Origin of the sequence: Desulfonauticus submarinus (assembly GCF_900104045.1) — a bacterium.
GTDB classification, from domain to species: Bacteria; Desulfobacterota; Desulfovibrionia; order Desulfovibrionales; family Desulfonatronovibrionaceae; genus Desulfonauticus; species Desulfonauticus submarinus.
Map to the genome: position 1 here is coordinate 44716 of NZ_FNIN01000005.1, position 25463 is coordinate 70178.

The 25463-nt window shown below is 30.6% G+C and carries 23 protein-coding genes; 7 read left to right on the top strand and 16 right to left on the bottom strand.

Annotated elements, in window-relative coordinates; translation table 11 throughout:
• The 9 genes from pilQ to BLP60_RS06155 form a co-directional block, all read right to left on the bottom strand.
• Nucleotides 1-1968, bottom strand: a complete 1968-nt coding sequence (gene pilQ / locus BLP60_RS06115) for a type IV pilus secretin PilQ (protein ID WP_092065027.1) — start codon at nucleotides 1966-1968, stop codon at nucleotides 1-3.
• 1 nt (nucleotide 1969) lies between these two features.
• Nucleotides 1970-2443 carry a hypothetical protein gene (locus BLP60_RS06120; protein ID WP_092065030.1) on the bottom strand — a complete coding sequence of 158 codons (474 nt, stop codon included), beginning with the start codon at nucleotides 2441-2443 and terminating at the stop codon, nucleotides 1970-1972.
• A 7-nt stretch (nucleotides 2444-2450) separates the two neighbouring features.
• On the bottom strand, nucleotides 2451-2975 hold the full coding sequence (locus BLP60_RS06125; RefSeq protein WP_092065032.1) for a hypothetical protein: 525 nt from the start codon (nucleotides 2973-2975) through the stop codon (nucleotides 2451-2453).
• Nucleotides 2976-2977: 2 nt separating this feature from the next.
• A complete protein-coding gene (locus BLP60_RS06130; protein WP_092065035.1) occupies nucleotides 2978-4708 on the bottom strand; it encodes a PilN domain-containing protein in 1731 nt (576 codons plus the stop codon).
• Nucleotides 4709-4871: 163 nt separating this feature from the next.
• A complete protein-coding gene (locus BLP60_RS06135) occupies nucleotides 4872-6845 on the bottom strand; it encodes a hypothetical protein (protein ID WP_159427695.1) in 1974 nt (657 codons plus the stop codon).
• Entirely contained in the window at nucleotides 6842-7363 is a 522-nt protein-coding gene (locus BLP60_RS06140) for a prepilin-type N-terminal cleavage/methylation domain-containing protein (protein ID WP_092065041.1), read from the bottom strand. Before BLP60_RS06140 ends, BLP60_RS06135 begins: the two co-directional genes overlap by 4 nt.
• Complete coding sequence (locus BLP60_RS06145; RefSeq protein WP_092065044.1) at nucleotides 7360-7776, bottom strand: type II secretion system protein; 417 nt, start codon at nucleotides 7774-7776, stop codon at nucleotides 7360-7362. The genes BLP60_RS06140 and BLP60_RS06145 overlap by 4 nt, the downstream gene beginning before the upstream one ends.
• Nucleotides 7777-8259, bottom strand: coding sequence for a type II secretion system protein (locus BLP60_RS06150; protein ID WP_092065047.1), 483 nt, complete (start codon nucleotides 8257-8259; stop codon nucleotides 7777-7779).
• The gene (locus BLP60_RS06155; RefSeq protein ID WP_092065050.1) at nucleotides 8231-8638 is read right to left on the bottom strand and encodes a type II secretion system protein; all 408 of its coding nucleotides are present in this window, start codon (nucleotides 8636-8638) and stop codon (nucleotides 8231-8233) included. The genes BLP60_RS06150 and BLP60_RS06155 overlap by 29 nt, the downstream gene beginning before the upstream one ends.
• A gap of 359 nt (nucleotides 8639-8997) precedes the next feature.
• Between BLP60_RS06155 and BLP60_RS06160 the strand changes: the two genes are divergently transcribed.
• Nucleotides 8998-10260, top strand: coding sequence for an amidohydrolase (locus BLP60_RS06160; RefSeq protein WP_092065053.1), 1263 nt, complete (start codon nucleotides 8998-9000; stop codon nucleotides 10258-10260).
• A 23-nt stretch (nucleotides 10261-10283) separates the two neighbouring features.
• Nucleotides 10284-10790, top strand: a complete 507-nt coding sequence (locus BLP60_RS06165; RefSeq protein ID WP_092065056.1) for a cob(I)yrinic acid a,c-diamide adenosyltransferase — start codon at nucleotides 10284-10286, stop codon at nucleotides 10788-10790.
• Between the two features lie 63 nt (nucleotides 10791-10853).
• On the opposite strand, the gene amrS is transcribed toward BLP60_RS06165, so the two are convergent.
• A complete protein-coding gene (gene amrS, locus BLP60_RS06170) occupies nucleotides 10854-11864 on the bottom strand; it encodes an AmmeMemoRadiSam system radical SAM enzyme (protein ID WP_092065059.1) in 1011 nt (336 codons plus the stop codon).
• Between the two features lie 200 nt (nucleotides 11865-12064).
• Here amrS and BLP60_RS06175 point away from each other — a divergent pair, with 200 nt between their 5' ends.
• The 5 genes from BLP60_RS06175 to BLP60_RS10790 all read left to right on the top strand — a co-directional run bounded on the left by BLP60_RS06175 (nucleotide 12065) and on the right by BLP60_RS10790 (nucleotide 17947).
• Nucleotides 12065-13381 (top strand): peptidoglycan DD-metalloendopeptidase family protein, encoded by a 1317-nt coding sequence (locus tag BLP60_RS06175; protein WP_092065062.1) that lies wholly within the window; start codon nucleotides 12065-12067, stop codon nucleotides 13379-13381.
• Between the two features lie 384 nt (nucleotides 13382-13765).
• Nucleotides 13766-14671, top strand: coding sequence for a 4Fe-4S dicluster domain-containing protein (locus BLP60_RS06180; RefSeq protein WP_092065065.1), 906 nt, complete (start codon nucleotides 13766-13768; stop codon nucleotides 14669-14671).
• Nucleotides 14661-15824, top strand: coding sequence for an NrfD/PsrC family molybdoenzyme membrane anchor subunit (nrfD, locus tag BLP60_RS06185; RefSeq protein ID WP_092065068.1), 1164 nt, complete (start codon nucleotides 14661-14663; stop codon nucleotides 15822-15824). Before BLP60_RS06180 ends, nrfD begins: the two co-directional genes overlap by 11 nt.
• Complete coding sequence (locus tag BLP60_RS10785) at nucleotides 15821-16597, top strand: cytochrome c3 family protein (RefSeq protein ID WP_234970965.1); 777 nt, start codon at nucleotides 15821-15823, stop codon at nucleotides 16595-16597. The genes nrfD and BLP60_RS10785 overlap by 4 nt, the downstream gene beginning before the upstream one ends.
• Before the next feature lie 9 nt (nucleotides 16598-16606).
• Nucleotides 16607-17947, top strand: a complete 1341-nt coding sequence (locus tag BLP60_RS10790; protein WP_234970966.1) for a tetrathionate reductase family octaheme c-type cytochrome — start codon at nucleotides 16607-16609, stop codon at nucleotides 17945-17947.
• An 85-nt stretch (nucleotides 17948-18032) separates the two neighbouring features.
• Here the strand turns inward: BLP60_RS10790 and BLP60_RS06195 are convergent, their stop codons facing one another.
• The 6 genes from BLP60_RS06195 to BLP60_RS06220 all read right to left on the bottom strand — a co-directional run bounded on the left by BLP60_RS06195 (nucleotide 18033) and on the right by BLP60_RS06220 (nucleotide 25462).
• On the bottom strand, nucleotides 18033-20909 hold the full coding sequence (locus BLP60_RS06195; protein ID WP_092065071.1) for an ATP-binding protein: 2877 nt from the start codon (nucleotides 20907-20909) through the stop codon (nucleotides 18033-18035).
• Nucleotides 20906-21946, bottom strand: coding sequence for an ABC transporter substrate-binding protein (locus BLP60_RS06200; RefSeq protein ID WP_092065074.1), 1041 nt, complete (start codon nucleotides 21944-21946; stop codon nucleotides 20906-20908). The genes BLP60_RS06195 and BLP60_RS06200 overlap by 4 nt, the downstream gene beginning before the upstream one ends.
• Before the next feature lies 1 nt (nucleotide 21947).
• Nucleotides 21948-22427, bottom strand: a complete 480-nt coding sequence (rfaE2, locus tag BLP60_RS06205; RefSeq protein ID WP_092065077.1) for a D-glycero-beta-D-manno-heptose 1-phosphate adenylyltransferase — start codon at nucleotides 22425-22427, stop codon at nucleotides 21948-21950.
• Nucleotides 22387-23010, bottom strand: coding sequence for a phosphatase PAP2 family protein (locus tag BLP60_RS06210; RefSeq protein ID WP_092065079.1), 624 nt, complete (start codon nucleotides 23008-23010; stop codon nucleotides 22387-22389). Before BLP60_RS06210 ends, rfaE2 begins: the two co-directional genes overlap by 41 nt.
• Nucleotides 23011-23057: 47 nt before the next feature.
• The gene (locus tag BLP60_RS06215) at nucleotides 23058-24587 is read right to left on the bottom strand and encodes a glycosyltransferase family 39 protein (RefSeq protein ID WP_092065082.1); all 1530 of its coding nucleotides are present in this window, start codon (nucleotides 24585-24587) and stop codon (nucleotides 23058-23060) included.
• Nucleotides 24588-24682: 95 nt separating this feature from the next.
• Entirely contained in the window at nucleotides 24683-25462 is a 780-nt protein-coding gene (locus BLP60_RS06220; protein ID WP_092065085.1) for an amidohydrolase family protein, read from the bottom strand.
• Between the last annotated feature and the right edge of the window lies 1 nt (nucleotide 25463).

Below are 25463 nucleotides of genomic sequence, written 5' to 3' on the forward strand. Positions count from 1 at the left end.
TTATTGTTCTAAATTGTAAAATAGTCTTTTATGATTTATGCATGCTTCTTTATTGTGTAAGGCACATCCTTTTTCAAAAAATTTTAAAGCTTTTCTCTTATATCCTAATTTTTCTAATATTTTTCCTTTTATATTATAGGAAGTAGCCATTTTAGGTTCTAACAGGATTGCTTTATTGCATAGTTTAATGGCTTTAGCCATTTTGTTTTTGTGAAAATAACAAATAGCCTGATATAAATAGGCTTTTGCTAATCCTGGGTCTAGACTACTGGCAATACTGGCGGTTCTTAAGGCTTCATCCCAGTTTTTTTCTTTTAAAAGTTGTGTACTTTTTTTAAGCCACTTTTTTGCTTCAGGGTTATTCGTTGATTTTAGATGCTCTAAAATATCTTCTGGAGTTAGACGGTCTTCAAATATATCTTTTGCTACTTTTTCTTTTTTTTGGAGAATAGTAGGTGTGATAAATATAAGAATTTCTTCAAATTTTTTGCTTTTATTATTACCTTTAAACAAATACCCTAGTCCAGGAATATCTTTAAGCCCTGGAATACCTGAAATAGCTTCTTGCACTGTCTGTTTGCTGAGCCCAGAAATTACTATTGTTTCTCCATTTCTTACTACTAGAGACGTTTGAGTTTCTTTCTTAGAAATAGTAGGGTTCCCATCTACGGTTTTAGAAAAATCAACCTCATCTTTCTTTACTTTTATTTCCATTTTTAAATATTCATCATTTATTACATGAGGAGTCATTTCTAATCTTAAAACAGCGTCTTCAAATTTAACCTCTTTTTCTCCGTCTGAGTAGGTTACATAAGGTATTTTTTCCCCGTTTTCTGTAAAAGCCATATGATTATCCATTGTGGTAAGAGATGGACTAGATAAAATATGTATTTGTCCTTCTTCTTCCAAAGCTGATAGTTGGATTTCAAGTAGGTTGGCAGAAGGATTTCCTACTAAAATATTTAGGCCTGCACCCAGTGTTTCCATAGAAGAACCGGTTACTCCTTTTGTAGGAAAGTTAAAACCAAAACCAGCACCACTTCTCCCTGTTCCAAAAGAATTTCCAGAGTTTCCTATAGGACCGGTGAGCTGGAGTTGGTCTTTATTGTTAAGGCTTGTATTCCATTTACCACCCCATTGAATGCCCAAATCCCTAGCTACATTTCTTGTAGCTTCTACAATATAGGCCTTTAAGTGAATTTGATCTGTAGGTTTGTCTAATGTATTGATTAATTTAACAATTTTCTCCAAATCTGTTGCTCCTGCTTGAATAATGAGAGAGTTGGTATGCTGGTCTACAACTATGTTTCCTCTAGGTTGTCCTTTTTTATCTTTGGTTAGAAGTTGAGATAGTATCTTTTGTAAACTGTTTGCATCTGCAAAATTTATTTTAATTACTTTAGTAAGCAAAGGAGCTAGTTGTCTTTTTGCTTCTAATTGCTCCTCTTGTTTAGTTTTTATTTCTTCTATTGCTAACTCATTGGCGAAGTCTTCTTTAGACATTACCCTAATGATACTGCCTTCCCATACATACGTTAATCCATTAGACTTTAACAACGCTTTAAAAGCTTTTGCCCACGGAACTCTATTAATATTCACATCTACTTTTCCGCTAATATTGGAATTTGTTATTATATTTTGGTTTGCTGCTTTGGCCAGAGCGTGGATGATGACCTTTATGTCAGTTGCCTTCATTTTTAAAGATACTGGCATAGTTGGCAGTTTATTTTTTGTAGTTGGTATTTTTTTCTGTCTAGGCTTTGTTAAGCCTTCATCTATATCCACTTCCTTTAAACTAGGGCTTGGAGAGTTACCAAGACTTTGCTTGGCTAGCTGTTTCCACTTTTCGAAAAAGGGATCTTTTTCTACTGTTTTTGAACTACAGGCACTGAGGCTGAAAATGGTTATTAAGCCAACAATAAAAATAAAGTATTTGTAGATGTTTTTTCTCATCATATTCATATCCATTTTATCTTACTGTTATTTCATCAATAAAAGGAATAGTTATTATATTATTTTTACCAGATCCTTTTAATATTACCTTTGTTTTTGATATTTTTAAAACTTTAAAATTACCAATATCTAAACGTTCTCCCTCTGTATATTCTTTACCATTTATAACAGCATACTTTTTGTCTCCTATAAATACATATCCACTATATTCAAATTTTATTTGTTGTTTAGTAAAAACCTTCATGTTTTTATTTAAAGATGTATAAAGAAATGGGTCTTTAACTTTAGATATAACAAGAAATAATATATCTTTCTCTAGAGGAGTTAAGTTAACACTCATATTAAGCTTTATTTGTCTTTTCAGATTTTCAATGTCTATTTTATTTTGAATAGATACTCTAGGAGTTGTGTTTTCATATAAAAAAACATATATTCCATAAATTATGGTTATAAATGCTAAAATTAAAATAATTTTTTCTCTTTTGCTCATAACTTACTTATCTTAAATTTATATCTAATTTTAATGATATTTGTAAAGTTTCATAGTTGTTATTTAATGATATTTGGTTAATTTTACTAACATATCCTTTTTTGAGAAGAAATAATAACCAGTCTAAAAATGTTTTAAACTTGCCCTGAAGTAAAATCTTAATGGATAAGTGGTTAGGTGAGTTGATGTTTTTAAACTCAGGCAAAAAAGAAATTAAGTTTAGATGATATTGAGTTAGGCTTTGCTCAACAATGATCTTAAAGTGCGGCAGAGTTGTAGAATGGGGTATTATTTTTATTGGAGGAACGCTTTGGCTTTTTAATCTTAATTTCGTGTATATAGGGAGAAGTTTTTGTTGTAATTTTATTGTGGCTGATAATTTTCTATTTGTAGATTTTAGTTGAGATATTTTTTTTTGACTTGGCATAATAAAAAATATCCACAAGATAGATAACAATCCTATAAAAATAAAGATGCTTACCAAATGTTTTTTAATTTCAAAAGAGGTGTTTTCAAGTATTGAATTTTTCATCATTATCTAATTTTTAGACTTATTTCAAAAATTTTTCGAGTATATTTATTTGTTGCCTCTAATTCTTGGTTTTGTAAAGATACTTCAGAGAAAAATTTTGATTTTTTTAACGTTAAAATATAATTTGCTATATTAAGAGAAGAATTGGTTGTATTTCCAGTAATACCTTTAATACTAATCCAAGAATCTTTTGTATTTATTGTTAAAGAAGTTAATTTAATATTTTTAGGAGTTAAAAGCGCTACTTCTTTTAAAAGCGCTACTGGCTTTAATAAAGTAATAGATTTTTTGGCATTTTCGTTATCTTTTTTTATTTTATTTGCAAGCTTTAATATGATTTCTTGATTAATTTTTGGGGAGAAAGTTGTAATTTGTTTTTTTAAAATAGAAATATTTTGAACTTCTGTTTTAATTTTATTTTGAAGTACAATATAATATCCAAACATAATAAGAGAAATTAATATAAATGATAGGGAAATGATAGAGGATATTTTTTTTTGTATTTTTATTTTTTCTTTTTGTTTTTTGTTAATTAAAAAATTTATACTATTTACTCCATTAGAATTAGCTAAGGTTGCGCCGATAACAGGAGAAAAATTCATCTCTTCTTTTGGTGATAAATTAAAAATTCCTTCTACTGAGATTAACTTGTTTTTGATAGGAGTAAGAAAGCTAGCCTGAATATCGAGATTAGAATATATTTCTTCCAAAATAAAATTTGGCAAATTTGAGATACCAGCTATATATATTTGCTTTACCTCTTCTTTTTTTATTGTAGAAGTATAATATTGTATTGTCCTTCGGATTTGTAAAACTAATCTACGCAAGGCAGGAGCAATAGCATTTTTAATGATGTCTTTATCTAACTGATAAAGTGGATGCTTCTTATTAAGCTCTTCTGTTAAAAGTTTTTTTAAAGTGCACAATATATCTTCAGAACTAGTTTTTTCAATTAATTTGATTAGGGGTGGTTGGGTTTTGATATAGGTGAGTAGTTCTTCTGCCAAGCTTAATAAGCCTGTTTTTATTTCTCTATTAAAAAGCACTAAACCTTTATTGTAAATATTTATTCTTGACCAGTCAGTTCCTATAAAAATGTAAGCAATGTTTTTATGGGCATGATTAAAAATATTTGCTAATGCAAACTGATATGTTGTTATTCCAATATTTTTTAAGTTTACCTCTTTTGCTAATTGTTTTACCTCTTTAACTTTTTTTTTATCTGCTAAATATGCCCATACCCCTAATTTTTTATTTTCTAGATCATGGTCAATTATTTTATAATCATAAAGCCAAACATTTATATTTACTTTTGCTTCTTTTTTTATTGCAGAGAGAATGGTTTGTTCTAGCATATTGTTGGGGACTTTAGGAATATGTAAATAAAATGTTTTAACATATTTAGATGGAATAAGAAACCAATAAAAAGCATTTGGATAGGTAGATTTTATTTTTTTTATAACTACTTTAAACCATTTTATAAAATCAGGGTGTGTTTTGGTAATATTTTTAGGATAGGCTATTTTTTCTATAATTTTCAAGCGAGATATGTTTTCATAAGCTTCTGAGGCGGCAAAAACTAAGTAATGTTCTCTTAAATCTAAGCCTATTATGGTCTTATTTTTTTTTATATTAAACTTAAATTTTTCTAAAGAATTGATAGAATTTTCTTTAGAGGGAATTCTAATTTGTTCAAGTAGTTTTTGGGTTGCAGCTATTTCATCTTTTTTCATAATGATATTAATAATTACTAATAAAAACTATCTACTTTTTAAGCCAATTTACCTTGATTGTAAAGTATTTATTGCTTCTAACTCCTCAAAAATAGAGGATATTTTTTATTAAAATTGATAAGAATATAAATCATGAAAATTTGTCAAATTTCAAAATAAGATCTTAGTAAACTGTTCCAAAAGCAATATTTTGTATATTTGTTTCAGAATCTGCTCCTAAGGCAATAGCGAAGTCAAAAAAACTTACAAATTCCTGAAACCAATATCCTGGTAAATACCCAAAGCAATGTAAAGCGATTTCTGGCCTCTCAAATTCGTTTTGAGGATAAAACGAGTCTCCCTCTGGGGAAATAAAGTCGCTAACTCTTATGGTAATCCCATCTGAAAGTAAAGATGCGCCAGAGTAAGGATTTATCACCCAGTAGCTCTGGCTAGGTGTAGGTTGAGGGTTGATAGAAACAGGTACATTATCTACTAAGGTAAAAAAGTCTTTATCTTGCTCCCATTTACTTAAATCCCATAAGGGCCATAAGATTTTTCCTTTGCTGATTTTAGAAAAAGTGGGATTATAAGCTAGTCTATTGGTATTATTATAAAGTTTATCTCCAATATGGGGCTCTGAAGGATCAAGGGATGCGTCTCCATAAAATATTTTAATATCATTTACTTTTTGGCCATTTATTCTTTTTTCTTCTACTCTAACAAATAAAGAAGATAGATCTTCTAAGATTCCGCTAGAGACCCAACTTGAGCCAATCATTTTAGCATCTGCATGTATGTCTTTGTAAGCAATCCATTGAAAGTTGCCGTTTTCCCGTTTCCATAAGACAATAAGCAATTTTTTCGCCTGATTAGGTGGTTTTAATCCCATTGGGATTCCGTCAGAAAAATTTGATCTACGGTTGTATATTATAAAAGATGCTCCGTATCCTTCATAATCATAAGCAGCTTTATGCCATCGAAAACATATTCCGGTAGCGGCGTAATTTAAATGATGCCCCCACCCTATTTTTACCTGAGCAGTATAGGTTAATAATTTTTCATGCTCTTTCCAATAATTTTCTATTTCTGAATTAGGCTTAAAAAGAAGAAAATATCTATTTTTTCTCCATGGCCATGGATTGGGGTCTATAAAGCTTACTACCTTGTCTGTTTGTCCGTGGCTAGTGCCTATAGAGGTAGTAACATCTACATATTGTGAGCCTCCAATAGTGTTCCAGTTAGATAAATCTTGAAATGTATCTTGTCCTCCTGGTTCATCACTTAAAGGGATTGTTTGAGTACTACCTTCTTCAGATAGGTTTAAGTTAGTAATAGGAATAAAGTATGAGATTTTTTTACTTATTTTAAGAGGAGATCCTATAGTTCCTTTTGATTCAATTTTTAGGGTTGGCTTTAAAATAATTGGAGTAAATGGTGTAATATGGATAATAAATGGTTTTTTATCTTCGCTACGAATGTTTGTAAGTAATACAGAGCCTTGTTTTTTAAAATGATAAAAATAATTTTTTCCATTTATTTCAATCAGTCCATTTCTATCTGGAAAACAAGAAAGCTCTCTGGAGTCACCTGCTATAGTTAAGGTGCTTCCATCTCTTATGGTTTGCGGAAAGCTTGGATAAAAAACCATACAAACTATATCACCTATATTTTCTTCTACCTTGCGATTAGTTCTTATTCTAATGGTGTGTTCGTTAAGCTTACGTGGATTTCTATAGGTGTAAAAGGAGTTTTTTATTTTTATCGTTCCTCTGCTAGGAAGATTTAAATTTTGGGGCAATGTCCCTGGGACCGTTAAAAATAATCTTCTTCCTTGTATTCTTTGGATACGATAAAAGTAAGGATATATATATAAAGTAAAGGAGCCGTCTTTTTTTAGGTAAAAAGAGGTTTCATTTAGATTTTCTAGCCTATTGAGTTTTTCTTCAAGTGTTGTTGCGTTTAGAAATTCACTTGCTAAAAACCTGTATCCAGATTCCGCCAGGTACCCTGCTTTTTCTCCTAAAAAAGAACTTGGCTGTCCCAATAAAGAAGTTGTAGAAAGGACATACATGCCTGCGGCCATTAATATGGCTATGGCCATTACAGCTGTTATGAATAATAAAATAGAACCTTGTTCTTTAGTATTTTTCATCATCTTGGTCCATTATAGGTGTCATTAAACCAGGGATTTATACTAAAAGTTATTTCTATTTCTGGCGATGTGTCTAGCTTAATATTAACTTTAATTTGGGCTAAATCCGAAATAGAATCAGTAGTTTGCCAGCTAGATCCATCAGATTTTTCAGGTTTAAGGGAAAAACTTTTTACTCTATCTAAAAGAATATATCCTTTGGCTTCAGAAGGATATTCATTTGTATTATTTAGTTTTAACTCAGTTCCTACTAATCCAAGCGCATAGGTATATCGTCTTGTGTCTCGTGTATAAATGATGCTATTTGTAGTATAAGATATTATAGAGTCCAAATTCTTTAATTCCAGAAATATCCTCGATACAGCTATATTTAACTTTAAAGAATATTCAGTATTTTGTTTTGTATTGACATATTTATTTACAACTTCTATAAGTCCAAAAGAAGAAAATAGTGCAACAATTCCTATGATTATAAGTACTAACACTATTTCTAATAGAGTAAATCCTTTTTTATTTTTCATTTGGTAAAAATATTTACGATGATTAAATCATCTTTTTTTAATTCTACTTTAAGGATTCTTTTACTAATAAGGTCTTTTATTTCTTGATGGTTATTGTCAAAGAGTATGTAATATGAAGAAGTATTTATTTTTGGATCTATTTGTTTTACAATTATATTGATTTCATTTTTAAAGCTATCAAGGTCTAAGTATCCTGTTTTAAGTTTATTTCTATATTTAGCGTTGACTGTCTCCATAGCGTTTATCAGAGTAGCTTCTTTTTTTAGTAGAATAAGTGGTTGCACGCTATTTAGAGGATGAGAACTGGTAAGAGTAAATAAAATAGCGCCTAGGATCCCCGCTATAACAAGCGTAAGGATTAGTTCTATTAAAGAGAATCCTTTAATTTTATATAAATTTTTTTTTAAGTTCATCTACGGTATAAATCCTGTTTCAGGGGTAAGGTAAAAATAATACTTTTTACTTAATGAAATTTTACCCCCTATGGGTGAATTTAGGTCTAAATCTGCAAAGGGCCTTCCCCAGTTGTCAAATATAATAGTATGGTATGTAGTTAAGAATTTGACGCCAACTTTTTCATGTTCTTGCCCAGGTAGGAGCAAAATATCCGTGCTATCTATTTGTTTGTTGTTGTTTAAATCACAAAATAAAAAATACTCGCCTGGCTGAAACCTAACTCCACATAAAAAATCACTATTTAGACTTTTTAACTCTGCATATCTGACGTGATTTTTTATAATATCCAGAGTGATATTATCCTCTGGACTTAATATCACTCTGGATACAGAAACTGCTATTAAAATACCTATTATTATAAGAGATGCTAATATCTCTAGTAAAGTAAACCCGTTGGCCATAATAGTGTTGTTATTGTCCTGGATTTGTAAATGTTCCATTTACATCTTCATTATCAGGAGTTGTTACCACAATATTTATAACATTATTATTTGCTGAACAAGTTAATGTATAGCCATTATAACCATCACGTTGTACATTATTGTCACAGATACTTTGAGGATTAGGAGCTGTTGTTAAAGTATTCCATGTAGCATTCACGTCTCCATTATTTTGAAGTAGTGCTTCAGAATATTTCATACTTAATGCAGATTGGGCTGAAGCCACTAAACCTTGAGCAGCCTTGATACGAGCTTCTTTTTGAAGATTAACAAATCTTGGAACTGCTACTGCTGCCAAAATACCTAAAATGACCAATACAGCAATAATTTCAATCAAGGTAAAACCAGCCTGTCTAGAATGTTGTCTTTTTTTCTCCATAAAAACCTCCTTAAAATTTAAAATTTTTCTAAAAATTAAATAATGCAATTAGTGTGCCTATGGTAAGAATTTAATTGGCTTTATTTGTGTAAGCCAAAACCCGTCTAACTTAAAAAGAGTAAAATTTAGTCTGCTAAGCCTATATGAGCCTAATAATAATCTGGATAGCTAGACGACAGAGCAGATATTACTCTACATTTATTGTAGTCTAGTCTACAAAAATTGTAGATTAATAAATTTTATTTAATCAAAGGTTCGGTAGTTGACCTTTTTGAGGGGATGGGAGTATATAATTGTCTTTGTGTCCTTAAAACACTAAGCATTGTCTTTACTGTTTATTTAAAGGAGAGGTTATCAAAATGAGTATTCTAATTAAAGATGTTTTTCTAGAGGAAAAAAAAGTTGATATTTTAATTCAAGGTGAAATTATTCAAAAAATTGACTCTCAAATAGAGTGTAAAGTCAAGAAGGTTATAGATGGACAAAAGAAAGTAGCTTTGCCTACTTTTTTTAATGTCCATACTCATGCTGCTATGACTTTGCTTCGGGGTTATGCAGATGACCTAGAATTACATTCTTGGCTAAATGATTATATTTGGCCATTTGAACGAAAGCTCACTTATGAGGATGTTTATGTTGGCACTAAACTAGCTTGTTTAGAAATGATAAAAACAGGCACTACCTTTTTTTGTGATATGTATTGGCATCCTTTGGCAGCTAAACAAGCAGTGGAGGAAATGGGGTTAAGAGCAGCTATTTCTACTGTCTTTGTAGATTTTGGAGATAATAAAAAAGCTAGTGAGTTTAAAAAAAGAACAGAGAAGTTTTTTACTGACAATAAAGATTCTGATTTAGTTCAATTTATCTTAGGGCCTCATGCTATTTATACTGTTTCAAAAGAATCTCTTATTTGGTTAAAAGATTTTGCTATAGAACATGATATTTTGATTCATATACATTTAGCAGAGACAAAGAAAGAAGTGGAAGATTGTGTTAACGAGCATGGTCTTACGCCTGTTAACTACTTAGATTCAATTGGTTTTTTTGATGCTAAAGTGTTAGCCGCGCATGGAGTTTGGGTAGGTTCAGAGGAAATTGAAATTTTAAAAAGAAAGAATGTTTGTATTGCTCATGTGCCTCTTTCTAATATGAAACTTGCTTCAGGGATTTGTTCTTTTTATAAAATGTATAAAAATGGAATTTTAGCAGGTTTGGGCACAGATGGTTGTGCTTCTAATAATAACTTAGATATGTTTGAAGAAATGAAGTTTACTTCTCTTTTAGCTAAGGTAAATTCAATGGATCCTACCATTTTTAAAGCTAAAGAAATTTTTGATATTGCTACTTCTAATGGAGCTGATATATTTAATTTTAGAGCAGGCAGAATAAAAGAAGGTTTTTTGGCTGATTTAATGTTAGTAGATTTGGAAAATTTTTTAATGGTTCCTAACCACAATCTTTATTCCAATTTAGTTTATTCAGCTCAAGGTAGATGTGTAGATACAGTAATTTGCAATGGTAAAGTTCTTATGGAAAATAAAGTTGTTCCAGGAGAAAAAGAGATAATTGCTGAGGCAAAAGAGAGTGTGGCTAAAATTTTAGAAAGATTAAAGAAAAGTTAATATAAAAATGGAGAAATTAAAAAATGATTTTAGTGTATACAGGAAATGGAAAGGGAAAGACAAGTGCAGCAGTTGGGCAAGCTATAAGAGCTTATGGCCATGGATATAAAGTAGCTTTTTCTCAATTTTTAAAGCGAGATGCGCAAGCAGGGGAACAAGTGGTTTTAAGAAAACTTTTAGATAAAAACTTTTTGGCAGGAGGGATAGGTTTTTTTAGAAATAATTCAAATTTTGACTTACATCGCAAAAAAGCTCTTTTAACTTTAGATTGGATTTGGACAAAAATAAAAAGTAATTTTTTTTTAGTTGTGGCAGATGAAATTTTATATGCTTTGGGATTAAAATTGCTTTTAGAAGAAGAAATTAAGAATACTTTATTCTTAGCTAAAGATTGTGGAGTACATTTAGTGTTGACAGGTAGAGGCCTACCTAAGTTTATAGAGCAGGAAGCAGATTTAATTTCTGAAATAAAAGAGATTAAACACCCTTATTCAAAAGGCATAACTGCCAACAAAGGTATCGAATTTTAAAATATATCAAGTTTGGTAATGACTAGATAGTCTTAACTTTCAAATATTTTTAATTACAATGTGTTAGGCAAATACTCCTGCTATTTGAGTTTGACAGTTTTTACATTTTCCTTGTTCTAGATTGTATTCTTGTATTTGGAACCCATATCTTTTTATTACTACTTTCTGACAATTAGGACAAAAGGTACTTTCAGTATGGTGTCCTGGAAGATTGCCAATGTAGACATATTCTAAACCAGTTTCTTTACCTATTTCATATGCCTTTTCTAAGGTGGAGAGAGGAGTGGGAGGATTTGAAAGTTTATAGCTTGGATGATAACGAGAAATATGCCAAGGAACATCTTTACCTAAATGTTTTTTAATAAACGATGCAATTTGTTGGAGTTCTTTATTTGAATCATTTAATTTTGGAATAATTAAGGTAGTGATTTCCAACCACCATCCCATTTTTTTTATGGTTTCCAAGTTTTTTAAAATAGGTTTTAGATGGGCATCACAATACTTTCTATAAAACTCTTCCTGAAATGATTTTAGATCAATGTTTGCCGCATCAATGTAATTTTTGAGTTCTTGTAAACAGGGTTGACTTTGAAAACCATTACTCACTATAATATTTTTAAGATTTTTTTCTTTGCTTAAACGAGCTGTTTCTAAAACTAGTTCTAAAAAGATAGTGGGTTCTGAATAAGTATAAGAAATACTTTTTGCCTGATATTTGATAGCCATTTCAATTAATTCTTGAGAAGATATGTTTTGCCCTACAATAGCTTGTTTTAATTTGGGCGCCTGAGATAAGGCATGATTTTGGCAAAACACACAATCAAAATTACATCCCATAGTGCCTATAGAAAGTGTGGTGGTACCAGGTAGAAAATGGAAGAGAGGTTTTTTTTCTACAGGATCTAAGTGGATTGCAGCGATTTTATCTTTAACAAGAGTATATAATCTTCCTTTATGGTTTATTCTAACCCCGCATTTTCCTGTTTGTTCTGGCTTTAAGTAACAAAAATGAGAGCATAGCTCACATTGTATATCCTGTCCTTTAATGGGTTTCCAAAGTATTGCAGGTTGCATATTAATTACCCCTTTTTTAGAATTATTTGTTTAAGTATTCTGTTTTGATAAGCTTTTCAAGACTTATATTTTTAGAGGAGTATAAACTTTTTAAGCAAAAAAAAATTTCAATAATAATCCCTAATTTTTGTTATTGATATTTTATTTTTTTTTATTTATCTTTTAAATACTTGTGTCTTTTTGTAAAGGAGAGAATTAGGTTGCAAATATATACTCAAAATTTCTCTAAAGGTAATATGTATTCAAAACTTTCTAGGGTTAATAAACGTTTTGGTATTATCTTATTTTTTCTTTGTTTTGTTTTAGGATTTATTGTGTATTTGGGATATGATAATTCAGAGATAAAAGCGAGTGTTAGTTCTTCAAAAGTTCGGTCATATTTTCCATTCAAGAATATATTCAGACCTAAAATAAATATTCAAGAAGCAACAATTCAACCAGGAGATACTATTGTAGAAATTTTATCAGAATATTTATCTTCTTTTGAGATATATTCTCTTCTGCATAAGGCAGAGAAAATTTATCCATTAAATAAAATAGTAGTTGGGCATAAATATAAACTTATTTTTGTGCAGGACAGATTAAGAGCGTTAGAATATGAAATAGATGATAAAAATGTGCTTGGTGTAGTTATTAGTAGTCAAGGAGAATATAAAGTATATGTTAAAAAAATTCATTATAATATAAAAAAAGTTTTAGTTGCAGGACAAATTGAAGGGAGTTTATTTGAGGCTGTTCAAAGCTGTGGAGAAAAGTCGTCTTTGGCTATTAATTTAGCAAATATATTTGGCTGGGATATTGATTTTTTAAGAGATATTAGGACTGGAGATAGGTTTTATGTATTAGTAGAAAAAAGATTCAGGCATGGAGAGTTTGTGGGTTATGGTCATATTTTAGCTGCAAGATTTGTTAACAAGGGTAAAAGTTTTTATGCTTTTTTATATAAAGGGAAAGATGGTAGGTATGATTATTTTGATCTTGAAGGCAAATCGTTACGTAAAACTTTTTTAAAAGCACCTTTGTCTTTTACTCGTATTTCTTCTGGGTATAGTCTACATAGATATCATCCTATTTTACATGTTATTCGTCCTCACCGAGGAATTGATTATGCTGCACCTTTAGGAACACCTATTAAAACAGTGGCAGATGGTATTATAATTGCAAAGGGTAGAACTAAGGCAGCTGGAAACTATGTAAAGATTAGACATAAAAATGGCTATGAGACAATTTATAACCATATGTGTAGATTTGCAAAAGGGATACGCAAAGGGAAAAGAGTATATCAAGGACAGGTTATTGGATATGTAGGACAAACAGGTTATGCTACTGGGCCACATTTGGATTTTAGAATGAAGAGATATGGTAGATTTATTAATCCTCTTAAAGTAAAATCAGACTTTGCTTATCCTATTCCTAAGAAAGAAATTAGTGATTATAAACTTTACATTTCCCAATATCTATCTATTTTATCACCACAATATGCCAAATCCACCTCAAATAATGAAATTACTCCTTAAACTCTTTCTATAAAAAGCTTGGAGTAAAGAGTATTAGCAAATAGAATCATTATATATGATATATTAGAAAGCGTATTTTTTTAAAAATAGTTATAGCATCATATCAACAATAGAATAAATAAAGTCTAAACAAGAGCAAAATCTAGTTAAAATGATTTTGAAAATTTTTTTGTTTTTGTGAATAGTGTCTTTTCTAATCACAAGTTAAATAATTAATAAATTAGCAAAGTTAGCAGATTGAATTAAATATTTTTATTTATTGTGATTAAAAAAACAAATAAAAAATAAAAAACTAGGTTGACTTTTTTTATAATAATGAGTGATTATAACTCCTAAACTAAGGCCGTAAGTTTGGCCTTCCTAATTTGAACTAAGGAGGAGGATATGGCTCGCTTAAGCAGAAGAGGCTTTTTGGCCTGTTTGGGAGCAGCTGGTAGCAGCGTTGCCTTGCCCAAAAAGGCCTCGGCTTGGAAATCGAGGGCTCCTTCAGACCCTTTTGGCTGTTTGGTTGATGTAACAAGATGTATTGGTTGTAGAAAATGTGAACAAGCCTGTAATGAGGTAAATCATCTTCCTAAACCAGATAAAAGTTTTGAAGATAAAACAGTTTTTGATGAGAAACGTCGTCCTAATGCGGAAGAGTTTACTGTAGTTAATAGATATTTTACTGGTAGGTTGCAAGATAAAGAAGGCAATCTTTTACCTACATATGTGAAAGTTCAGTGCATGCATTGTCAAGATCCTGCGTGTGCTTCTGCTTGTATTACTGGAGCTTTAAGCAAAAAGGAAAACGGTGCAGTGTATTATGATGTAAAAAAATGTATTGGTTGTAGATACTGTATGGTAGCTTGTCCTTTTGAGATTCCTGCTTATGAATATTTTGATCCTTTAACTCCTAGGGTAAGAAAATGTACATTTTGTTTTGAGAGAATTTCTAAAGAAGGAGGAAAACCAGGATGTGCTTCTGTTTGTCCTACTGAAGCATTGACTTTTGGTAAGAGGAGCGAATTATTAGCCTTAGCTAAAAAAAGAATTAAAGAAAATCCAGGACGATATATAGATCATATTTATGGTGAGTATGAAGCAGGAGGAACGTGTTGGCTTTATATTTCTGGTGAACCTATGGAAAATCTTGGCCTTCCTCCAGTTCCCAATAGACCTTTGCCAAAACTTACAGAAACCATTCAGTCTGGTTTATTTAGTTATTTGTGGTCACCAATAGTTTTATTTGGGGTTTTAGGTGGAATTATGGCTGCAAAAAAACGCAAGGAGGAAGGTCATGAAGAATAAACCTCGTCCTCTAGATGTGCCTTTTTGGACTCCTGGTATAATTGTAGCGTTTATTTTAATGCTAGCTGGGATAGTATCTTTATTAGCTAGGTATACAGGAGGTTTAGGTTATGTTACTAATCTAACTAATAGTTATCCTTGGGGAATTTGGATAGGAATAGATGTGGCTTCTGGTGTTGCTTTGGCTGCTGGAGGATTTACCACTGCATTTTTAGCTCATATTTTAGGAAAAGAGTTTTACGAACCAGTTACTAGGCCAGCTTTGCTTACAGCAGCGTTGGGATATACTTTTGTTGCCCTGGGAGTTTTTGTGGATATTGGGCGGTCTTGGGCTATTTGGAAGCCTATTGTGTTTCAGAATCATACTTCTGCTTTGTTTGAAGTTGCTATGTGTGTAATGACTTATTTAAGTGTGCTTTGGATAGAATTTATTCCTATAGTAGCAGAGCGATATGGAGATAAATGTTCTCTTTTAAGAGCATTGAATAATTCGTTAAATAAATTTATGTGGATATTTATTATTTTAGGAGTTGTGCTTTCCTGTATGCACCAGTCTAGTTTAGGTACTCTTTTACTAATTGCACCAACAAAGCTTTCTTATTTATGGTATACGCCGATACTGCCATTATTGTTTTTAACCTCTGCGTTTGCAGTAGGTTATCCCATGGTAGTAGTAGAAACTACTATTGCTACAACATCTCTTAAGCTTTCTTCTGAAATGGATGTCTTAAGTCGCTTATCTAAAATAGTTATACTGTTGTTAGGTATATATATGGCTCTAAAATTGGGAGATTTGATCTACAGGGGTGTTTTTTTCGACATGTTTAAAGGAACAGGGCAAAGTAATGCCCTTTTAGTTGAGGTTTTATTTGGTGTGGTAATCCCTTGGTTTATGTTGTTATTCTCTAAGGTACGCAATTCTAGAAGACTGTTATTTAGTGCTAATTTGCTGATAGTGTTAGGCGTGCTTTTAAATAGGGTAAATGTTTTTATTACAGGCTTTAAACCTTATTTTGCTCGCACAGCGTATTATCCTTCTGTTGGAGAGATTTTGGTAACAGTTGGTTTTGTAGCGGCTATTTTCTTTTTATATAGGTTATTTGTAACATTGTTTCCTGTAATTTCTGCTCCAAAGCTAGGAGGTCAAAGATGAGAAAATATGGATTTACCCTGTTTGGGGGGGTAATAATAGTAATGTTGATGACTTCGCTCTGTTTTGGAGCGACAAGTTCAGCACCAGCTAAGATCAGAAAAGATTACCATCCAAAACCAGCAGGTTGGGTGGCAAAAGATCATGTAGAGGCCTTAAAAAGGGCTGCCAAAAAGTATCCTTTTGTGGAAAAGGTTTTTAAAGAAGATTTAATTTTGCGAGAACAGCGTTTTCATAAAAAAGGAATAGGATTAAAGGATTTAAAACATACTTATATGATACTGAATAGTAAATTAGTAAATACTTATGAAGATAAGTATGGTCCTGTAAAATTTATGCACGGCACCCATGCTAGAACAGTAAAAGGTAATTGTGCTATTTGTCATCATTATAGTCCTGCTGATGCTCCTGATAAAATTTTGCCTTGTAGGTCTTGTCATAAACAGGCTTTTAATTCAAAGTATCCAGAACGATTAGGGTTAAAGGCAGCTTATCATCAAAGATGTATAGGCTGTCATAAAAATATGAAACGCGGCCCTATTGGTTGTAAAACCTGTCATTTAAAAAATGTCCCAGATCATAAAAAAATTGTGAAATTACCTAAAAATCCTACTCCATTTCAGGTTACCAAGGAGTGTTTAAGGTGTCATGAAGATGCAGGTAGAGAGATGTTAACTACAGCGCATTGGTTATGGAGAGGACCATCTCCTTATACTGTAAATCACAGGAAATGTATTCATCATGGTAAGGGCACAGATGTGCTCAACAATGACTGAATATCCATTATCAGCAACGAGGCTCGTTGCACAAGTTGTCATGCTGGATATGGTTGGAAAGATTCTACTTTTGATTTTAAAGATATGAGTAAGATAGATTGTCTTATTTGTCATGATAGGACAGGTAGTTATAAAAAAGCTCCTCCTAAGGCAGGCATGCCAGATCCAAAAGTTGATTTAGTGTATGTTGCTCAAAATGTAGGGCAACCTACGCGTAAAAATTGTGGATATTGTCATTTTAGTGGAGGTGGAGGTGATGCAGTAAAGCATGCTGATTTAAATTCCGCACTGTTTTGGCCTAAGAGAACTTGTGATGTTCATATGGGGGGATATGGATTTGAATGTATAGACTGTCATCGAACACGACAGCATAAGATCTCAGGACGAAGTATGTCTGCGCCTGTGGCAGAAGGTGGATTTAGCTGTGAAGATTGTCACTCCAAAAATCCGCATTATGGTAATAACCTTTTGGATCATCATTTAAATAAACATTGTGAGACTATTGCATGTAATACATGTCATTCTCCGGTTTATTCTAAATGTGTACCTACTAAAGTGTGGTGGGATTGGTCTACTGCAGGAAATAAAAAACGAGGAGTTGAAAAAGGTAAATATGGAAAACCAGTTTATCATTTTAAAAAGGGAAGCTTTAGATGGAAAGAGTCTGCTAAACCAGAGTATGCTTGGTTTAATGGATATGTAAAGCGTATGTTTTTTGGCGATAAAATAGATCCTCGGGCTAAAGGTTTTACAGATAATGATAATTTGACTTTTGAGCAAAAGCAAAAGCTTGTATTCACTAATATTATTCAACCTGTAGGATCAATAAATGATCCTAACTCTAAAATTACGCCCTTTAAGGTAATGCGGGGTATTCAAGGTGCAGATGCAGAATATAGATATTTGCTTGTTCCTCATTTGTTCCCTTATAATAAGGAAGATAAAACAGCATATTGGAAGTCTTTTGATTGGCATAAGAGTTTTGCTGAAGGTATGAAAAAAGCTGGCTTAAAGTATAGCGGTAAATATATTTGGGTGGGCACAAAAATGTATTGGCGAATAGAGCATGAAGTAATGCCAAAAGAGTTTGCTCTTTCTTGTGTCCAGTGTCATGAGAGTTTAAAAGGTGAGCGCACTTGTGATAGATGCCATCAGGATAATAGAAATGTTGATTTTAAAAAATTAGCTTTTAAGGGAACAGATTTTAAATATATGCATATGCAAGGAAGAGATGTAAAGGATCTTATAGGTCAAACTGATTATATTAATTTTAAGGCTCTTGGCTATAAAGGAGATCCTATTATTTATGGAGGAAGGTTCAAAAAGTTGCCTTTGGGATATAAAAAATAGGCATGTATAAACTACTTACAGCAAGGGGAAAGTTATACTTTCCCCTTGTTTCTTAAACAAGAAGTAAAATCAGATTGATTATAGTTTATTTGGGTTGAATGAGATTTTGAATTTCTTCTAATAGTTTTTTAAGAGAATAAGGTTTCTGAAGAAAAGTAAAACCTTTTTGTTTAATAATAGGTAAGTGTTTTTTATAATCGGTATAACCACTATTTAAAATAATTTTTACTTTGGAATTTAGCTTAATTAATTCTTGTACCAAGTCTAGTCCGTTTTGGTCAGGAAGAAGCATATCGCTGATAATAAGGTCAAAGTCGTTGTTTTGTTTTTTAAAAATTTCTTTAGCTTGATTAGCGTTTAAGGCTGAATGCACTTTGTATCCTTGCTCTATTAAAGATAGTTCTATAATTTCTAGAATATCCTTATCATCCTCTACTATCAATATTTTGGATTTAGGATTGGGCTCTTTAAATTGGACATTTTCACTTTTAGTTTTAGTATGTTGTTTTTTTTCAAAAAAAGCAGGTATGTATATTTTAAAAGTCGTTCCTCTGGGTTTATTAGTTTCAACTTCAATGTATCCTTTATGTTCTTTTATTATTTTATACACTACAGATAATCCAAGTCCTGTTCCTCCTTTTTTGGTGGTAAAAAAGGGCTCAAAGATATGTGCTAGATCTTTTTGTTTAATTCCTTTACCTGTATCAGAGATTGATAGACAAATATATTTTGTTGTTGATTTGTTTTTAAAATTAGATATATTTTGTGTAGTTATTGTAATTTGTCCTTTACTATAAATAGCATCCTTTGCATTTAATATAAGATTTAAAATCACTTGTTCTAACTTAGGTTTATCTCCTTTAATAATCCAAATTTTTTCTTCAAGATTGGTAGTAATTGTGATTTCTGAAGGTATGCTGTGTTTTAGAATATCTATAAAATCCAAAATCACTTCATTAATATTTAGATTAATAAGACGCAGATGTTGTTTTTTGCTTAGAATTAGTAGCTCGTTGACTAAGTTTTTAGATTTGGTGAGTACACTTACCATTTTTAACAAATATGGATAAACAGGACTATTTTTGCCTAGTTTGGATAAAGATAGATCTAGATACCCTTGAATAGATAAGAGCATATTATTAAAATCATGGGCAATCCCACCTGCTAATATACCAATAGATTTAACTTTATGAAGGTGAATTATCTGTTCATGCAATTTTTTCTCTTCAGTAATGTCTTTTTTTATTCCTACAAAATTAGAAATATTATTGTTTTTATCTTGTATAGGAACTATAATTGCATCTTCATAATAGATTTCGCCATTTTTCTTTTTATTTACAAATTCACCTTTCCATATTTTTCCAGAATATATAGTTTCCCATAGGTTTTTGTAAAATTTATTACTATGTTGCCCACTTTTTAGTATAGATGGTCTTTTTCCTAAGACTTCTTTTTTTTCATATCCTGTTAATTTAGAGAAAGTTGTATTTACATATTTTATATGACCTTTATTATCTGTAATAACAATACTTTCTCCAGCTTCTTCTATTGCTTTAGCCATAATTGTGAGGTTATGTTGAACTTGATCTTTCTCTTTAATAATTTGCTTTAATTTGGATATAAATTCTCTATTTTGAAAAATGCGTAAAAAAAAGAATTCATACAGTAAAATCAATAAGACAAAGATAATAAACAAAGTGTTTCTATAGTGAAATATGGGATTTAAATTGAACAACTTGCATAAAAGCCACTCTTTTTTAGGCATAGAGATAGATAAAAGTTGCCATAGTTGACCACTAGGGTCTTGGAGAACATCTTTTTTGATTTGTTTGTATCCTGCTGAGGGTAAATAGCGGTTAAGTCCAAATATCTGGGCATTTATTAATTTAGAAGATAAAAAGTGTTTATGAGAATAGAGAAAAGTTTTATCAAGATTTTTAGGACCAAATAATATAGCTCCTGACTTATGCATAAAAAATATTTGTTCTTGCTCTACTAATGACTTGAACATAGTTTTAAAGTCAAACTTTAAAACTAAAACTCCTTTTATAATATTGTTATCGATAATAGGACGAGCAAAAAATATACCTTCTTTTTTACTTTTTAAGCCAAGAGCATAAAATATATTTGCTTTGCCGTTAACTGCTAGTTTGAAATATGGCCTGGAAGAAGAATCGAATCCTTCAAAAGAAGGCTGTGAACTAGATACAATAATTCCATTTTTATTTATAATCCAAATATAATCGGCATTAGTGAGATAGCACATTACTTTAAGAATTTTTTTAGTATTGATTAGGTCCATTTTTTGGATAGATGGGATTATGGATATAATTTTGGCCATTTGTTGACCATATATTTCTTTATTCTGAAGCCCTTGTAAAATAAGTTTTAGTTTTGAATTAGCCTTAATAATTTTTTTTAGTTTATATTGATGTTCTAAATTAGATATTCCAAAATATGCTAAAACAGAAATAATTAGTAAAATTATAGAATATATTAAAAAAGTATTTAATTTGTTTTTGAATTTATATGATTTTTTAATAAAATAATATATGATTAGATGTAAAATTATAAGCTCTGAAATTGGAAGTAGTACAAAAGAAAAGATTATTTCAAGAGAATTGATTAAGATAACCACAGCAAACAGATACGCACAAGGTATGTCTTGTTTTTTATTTACTTTAATAAGATAAATTAAAGAAACTGCATTTATAATGCAAAATAATTCTATAATATTATGAATATAAGGCAGTATATTAGTAAATTTACAGAATATGAATATATGTAAGACAGTATGGATTATTTTTAATATTCCTGTAACATATACTATTATGGCAACTTTTTTCCAAAATCTAATATCTTCCAATGATCCAAGATTTATTTTTAAATATAGTAAACCTCCAAAAAGAAAAATATAAGCAGAGGTAATTAAGTTTATAAATTGAATGGAATAATCAATCATTGTACAAGCTCGTCTATAAGACCAAAAAATATATTGGGTATTTTTAATTTAAGGGTGTTAATTCGTGTTTGATTAATAATTATTTTATATCCCTTGGCATTTTCTATTTTTAAGTTTTTTATGGGGTAATGTTGTAATATTTTAATAGCTAATTGACCTGCTTGGTAGCCCATTGCATAGGGATCTGCACATACCCCACCAAAAAATCCTACTTTGGCAAAACCTATATTAACACCTAAATCAATTTTTTTAATATTTTGGATAAGAAAAGAGCTTATTTGCGGTAGGGTCAAATTATTCTTTTGAGGAGGGTTCCTAACAGAAATTGCCAAAGGAAAATAGGCTTTAATTTTAGGGGAGTTATTGATTTCGAATACTGCTTTTTTTAGTTCTTGGAAAGTAGTAACAGGGAAAATGATAATTTTGTTTTTGTATTTAGTTTTATTTAACTCTCTTAGGATTTGTTTTTTCCCTATTTGTCCCATGTAATTTGTAGAGTAAAGTAAAGCGACGTAAAAAGGTTTTTTTACAATAAACTCGATAAGTTCTAACTGTTGTTTAATAAATATATGTTCACATACACCAGTCACATTTTTTATAGGTGTTTTATGTAAAATAAAGTTAAATTTTTTATTATATTCTTCTATTGGTTTATTGACTCCTGAAAAGACTATAAAAGGATTTTTATTATTTAATGTAGTTAGAAAGTTTTGAAGTATTACTTCAAATGCTAAATCATCTAAAGTAATAATTAATTTAGGGTTTATTTGTTTGATCAGCTGGACTGCTTTATACACTTTTTTCTTTATTTCTTTAGTAGGCAGTATCCTAGAGTTTAAAAAATAAGAATATATTTTGATCTTATTTTCATTATTTTGAATACATTGTATCACACCTTTATATTCAGGATAAGATAATGGATCTTTAAACCTATAGCTGGAAAGAATAAATATTGGTATTTCTTTTGAGAAACAATAATTATATGTAGTAATATAAAAAAGAAGAATTAAGATAAAAATAATATTTTTTTTATTCATTTCATTTATTTTTTATATAATTATGAATAATTTTTTCTATTATTTTAGTTGTTGAATATCCTTCTAATAATTTTATATTCAAGACTTTCCCGCCTTTCTTTAATACTACATCTCTGCCAACAATTTTTTCAACAGGCCAGTCTCCTCCTTTTACTAATATATCTGGTTGTATCTTAGAAATAAGTTTGTGTGGAGTATCTTCCTGAAAAATAATGATAAAGTCTACACAAGAAAGAGCAGACAATACCCGTGCTCGGTCTTTTTCTGAGTTAATAGGTCTTTTAGGTCCTTTAATACGTCTTATAGAGGAGTCAGAGTTTAGTCCTATTACTAGAATATCACCAAGCTGTTTGGCTTTGGTAAGATAGTCTACATGGCCAGGATGTAAGATGTCAAAGCAGCCATTAGTAAATACAATGGTTTTATGTTTGAATTTTTTTTTAAGATTTAAAAATTCGTTTAAACCAATTAGTTTGTCCATACTTTTGTTCTCCAAAATGATATAAAACTAAAAATAAGACAAAGAAAAGTGTCCCCCAAATATATCCACCCAAAATATCAAGAGGATAGTGTTTGCCTAGATAGATTCTAGAATAACCAACTGCTAATGGTATTGGCCACAGTATTTTTTTTAATTTTTTAAATCTAAAACTCAAAAGAAGATAGGCCAACCACGAGTTAGCAGCATGAGCAGATGGAAAAGAGGTTCCCCTTTTTTTTGTAGGAATAAAATTTGCGCTTCTTGTTTGCCAATGATTATCTTCAAAAAAGTGGCATCCCTTTAAAGCATTTAAGGGTCTAATTCGTGCAAGTTTTTTTTTAGGTAGATTGGCGCTCCAATCACATAATCCTATTAATAGGCATGCTATTAAAATATAAAATATTTTATTTTTTTGGTGCGTTAGGAGAAGATAAAAGAGGTAGCTAAGAATAATACTCCCCCAAACCAAATTATTAGAAATAATAGGCATTAACCAATCAAAAAAAGGATTTTTTAGGTAATGGTTTATAATCAAAAATATTTTTAAATCTAATGTTGGAGTATAGAAATAGAGATTCCACATTATTTTTCTTTAGATATTAACTTCTTTAACTTGGTTATAAGGTTAATTTAATAGGTTTTATTTTTAGGTAAAGGCCAAAAACCATTGTATTCATAACAAATAATGATACTGACTACTTGCCCTGGTTTGTTTTTATGTGTTGAATGAAAAATAATTGGACGTAGTACACGTTTAAACATTTTTTTTAAAAGGGGAGGTATATTTTTTTCTATTCCTTTTGTAACAAAAATAGCATCCCAGCCAATTTTATTTTTTGGTGAGAGCCAAATGTCATATTGATTTTGTTTGCGTCCAAAATTAACGCAGAATGCCCTTTGCTGTCCAGGCACGTAAAATGAAAGCTCCGAGGTGATACCATAAGAATCACTTATAATAAATACTTTGTTAGGATTTTTGAACTGAGTTTGTTTTAATTGTTTTATATAATGACCTATTTGTTCATATCCTCTCATTCGCTGTAAGACATCTAATTTACCTGGCATAGGTATAAAAACAATACTATGGAATAAAATAAAAGTGATTGCTCCACAGGTAAAAACAATTTTTTGCCATTTTAACTTTAGTTGAAGAAAGCTAATTGCTAAAATTATTAAGGCAGGAACATAACTTAGAGCAGGCCAATTAGCCTCTACTTTGGTATGAAAGCTTAAGGCAGTAAATGCTAACCAAATTGGCCAAAAAAAAGTTTTACAGAAAGTATATTCTTGGGGTTTTAGGAATATTTGAGTGTTGTTATTAAACCAAGCCTTAAATAGAAGAAAGAAGTACCAAGGAGTTAGAACTCCTATTTGAGAAGCTAAAAATTCTGGAAAATGCCAGGGTCTGAAAAATTCTTTGGCCTTATTTCCAGCAAGGCTTCCTCTGTAGAGAACATGTTTTATACCAACAAAGTTATATTTAATATTCCAAATTAAAATAGGCAAAAGTCCTATTGTTCCGCCCAAGAGCAATGTTAAGGTAAGTTTAAGAGTTTGTTTTTTTTGATATTTAAAGCAGACAAATAGAGAAAGAGGTATGAAAATGAGCATAGTATATTTAGCCAAAGTCCCTAAGATAAGGCTGATTAGAATACCTATTAAATATTTATTTTTAGGTGTTTGAAGATAAAAATAAAGAAAAAATAGGGCAAAAGAATAACAGAGTACCAAAAGATTATCTGTAGTCATAAGAATGCCAGTGACTAAGAATAAAGGAGTGGTGGTGGCAATAATTAAAGCAATTAGGGGGAGATATGAGGTGGAATGTGTTTTTTGAGAGCAGATTTTTTTTAGGCCAAAATAGATAAGAGACTGCAAAATTGTTAAATTAAGACAAGCTCCAAATCTAATTCCTAATTCTGTAGGACCAAAAATTTTTGTCCAAAACCAGATAAAATAGGCAATAAGTGGACCTTTAGAATAATAAGACCAATCTAAACTTCTAGACCAATCCCAGTATTGTGCTTCATCATAGTAGAGATTTATTTGTCCGCTTAAGATAATTCCTAATCGAAGAAGAAAAGAAAATAGGATAATACCAACGGCTAGAAGGTCAAAATTAATTTTTTTTGGGGAAAAAATAAATTTATAATCTTGCATAAAGTCTATAAATTTTAAGAAATAAGCAGAGAAAAAGTCAATATAAAAACAAAGAGAAATCAGGGTATCTTGTTTATTTCAAACCAATCTTAAAGTTAAAGGATTTGCAGAAAATTTGTGCTATTTTCTTCTAGTTGAGCCCAAAAATTATCATTTAGGTTATTTAAAATACGATATTTTTCTTGTTCTGGCAAAAATAGAGGATAATCTGAACCAAATAAAATTTTTTCTTTATCATGCTTGTTTAGTATTTTTTTTAATATATTTTTAGGAATAAAAGGCAAAGTGCTAGAAGTATCCAGAAATATATCTTTGCCTATAATATAATGGAGGGCGTATTCCCAATGTAGATAACCTCCTAAATGAGCTACAATAATCTTTAGCCTGGGAAAGTTTTTTAAAACCTGAACAAGTTTTTGAGGTGAAGAAAAGTTTTTTTCTGGCGGCAATTGATCTCCTATATGGATTAGGATCCAAAATTTTGAACCTATTTCTTCCCAAATGGGAAATAATTTTTTGCTTGCCAGATCAAAGCCTTGAAAATCTGGATGGATTTTTAATCCTTTTATTTGGTGTTTAGCCAGTCTGGCTAATTCTTTTTGCCAATCTTTATATTCTGGATGAATTGTACCAAATGGAATCAATGTTTTATAATTTTTTAAAGAGATAGCCCAATTATTAGCAGGAATAACCTGATTAGGATTTGTGGCTGCGCACAATACTACTGCCTTATTGAATTTCCCCTTTTTTAAGTGTTGGTATAGATCTTCTTTTAAACCTGTTCCTTGGGGACTTATATTATAATGTTCTTTTAAGGCCAAACATACTTTTTGAGCTATTTTAGGATGAAATAGATGAGTATGAACATCTAGCATC

Bases quoted from the DNA above. Each gene is read 5' to 3' on its own strand.
- pilQ (WP_092065027.1), bottom strand. From the start codon at position 1,968: ATGGATATGAATATGATGAGAAAAAACATCTACAAATACTTTATTTTT.
- BLP60_RS06120 (WP_092065030.1), bottom strand. From the start codon at position 2,443: ATGAGCAAAAGAGAAAAAATTATTTTAATTTTAGCATTTATAACCATA.
- BLP60_RS06125 (WP_092065032.1), bottom strand. From the start codon at position 2,975: ATGAAAAATTCAATACTTGAAAACACCTCTTTTGAAATTAAAAAACAT.
- BLP60_RS06130 (WP_092065035.1), bottom strand. From the start codon at position 4,708: ATGAAAAAAGATGAAATAGCTGCAACCCAAAAACTACTTGAACAAATT.
- BLP60_RS06135 (WP_159427695.1), bottom strand. From the start codon at position 6,845: ATGATGAAAAATACTAAAGAACAAGGTTCTATTTTATTATTCATAACA.
- BLP60_RS06140 (WP_092065041.1), bottom strand. From the start codon at position 7,363: ATGAAAAATAAAAAAGGATTTACTCTATTAGAAATAGTGTTAGTACTT.
- BLP60_RS06145 (WP_092065044.1), bottom strand. From the start codon at position 7,776: ATGAACTTAAAAAAAAATTTATATAAAATTAAAGGATTCTCTTTAATA.
- BLP60_RS06150 (WP_092065047.1), bottom strand. From the start codon at position 8,259: ATGGAACATTTACAAATCCAGGACAATAACAACACTATTATGGCCAAC.
- BLP60_RS06155 (WP_092065050.1), bottom strand. From the start codon at position 8,638: ATGGAGAAAAAAAGACAACATTCTAGACAGGCTGGTTTTACCTTGATT.
- BLP60_RS06160 (WP_092065053.1), top strand. From the start codon at position 8,998: ATGAGTATTCTAATTAAAGATGTTTTTCTAGAGGAAAAAAAAGTTGAT.
- BLP60_RS06165 (WP_092065056.1), top strand. From the start codon at position 10,284: ATGATTTTAGTGTATACAGGAAATGGAAAGGGAAAGACAAGTGCAGCA.
- amrS (WP_092065059.1), bottom strand. From the start codon at position 11,864: ATGCAACCTGCAATACTTTGGAAACCCATTAAAGGACAGGATATACAA.
- BLP60_RS06180 (WP_092065065.1), top strand. From the start codon at position 13,766: ATGGCTCGCTTAAGCAGAAGAGGCTTTTTGGCCTGTTTGGGAGCAGCT.
- nrfD (WP_092065068.1), top strand. From the start codon at position 14,661: ATGAAGAATAAACCTCGTCCTCTAGATGTGCCTTTTTGGACTCCTGGT.
- BLP60_RS10785 (WP_234970965.1), top strand. From the start codon at position 15,821: ATGAGAAAATATGGATTTACCCTGTTTGGGGGGGTAATAATAGTAATG.
- BLP60_RS06195 (WP_092065071.1), bottom strand. From the start codon at position 20,909: ATGATTGATTATTCCATTCAATTTATAAACTTAATTACCTCTGCTTAT.
- BLP60_RS06200 (WP_092065074.1), bottom strand. From the start codon at position 21,946: ATGAATAAAAAAAATATTATTTTTATCTTAATTCTTCTTTTTTATATT.
- rfaE2 (WP_092065077.1), bottom strand. From the start codon at position 22,427: ATGGACAAACTAATTGGTTTAAACGAATTTTTAAATCTTAAAAAAAAA.
- BLP60_RS06210 (WP_092065079.1), bottom strand. From the start codon at position 23,010: ATGTGGAATCTCTATTTCTATACTCCAACATTAGATTTAAAAATATTT.
- BLP60_RS06215 (WP_092065082.1), bottom strand. From the start codon at position 24,587: ATGCAAGATTATAAATTTATTTTTTCCCCAAAAAAAATTAATTTTGAC.
- BLP60_RS06220 (WP_092065085.1), bottom strand. From the start codon at position 25,462: ATGCTAGATGTTCATACTCATCTATTTCATCCTAAAATAGCTCAAAAA.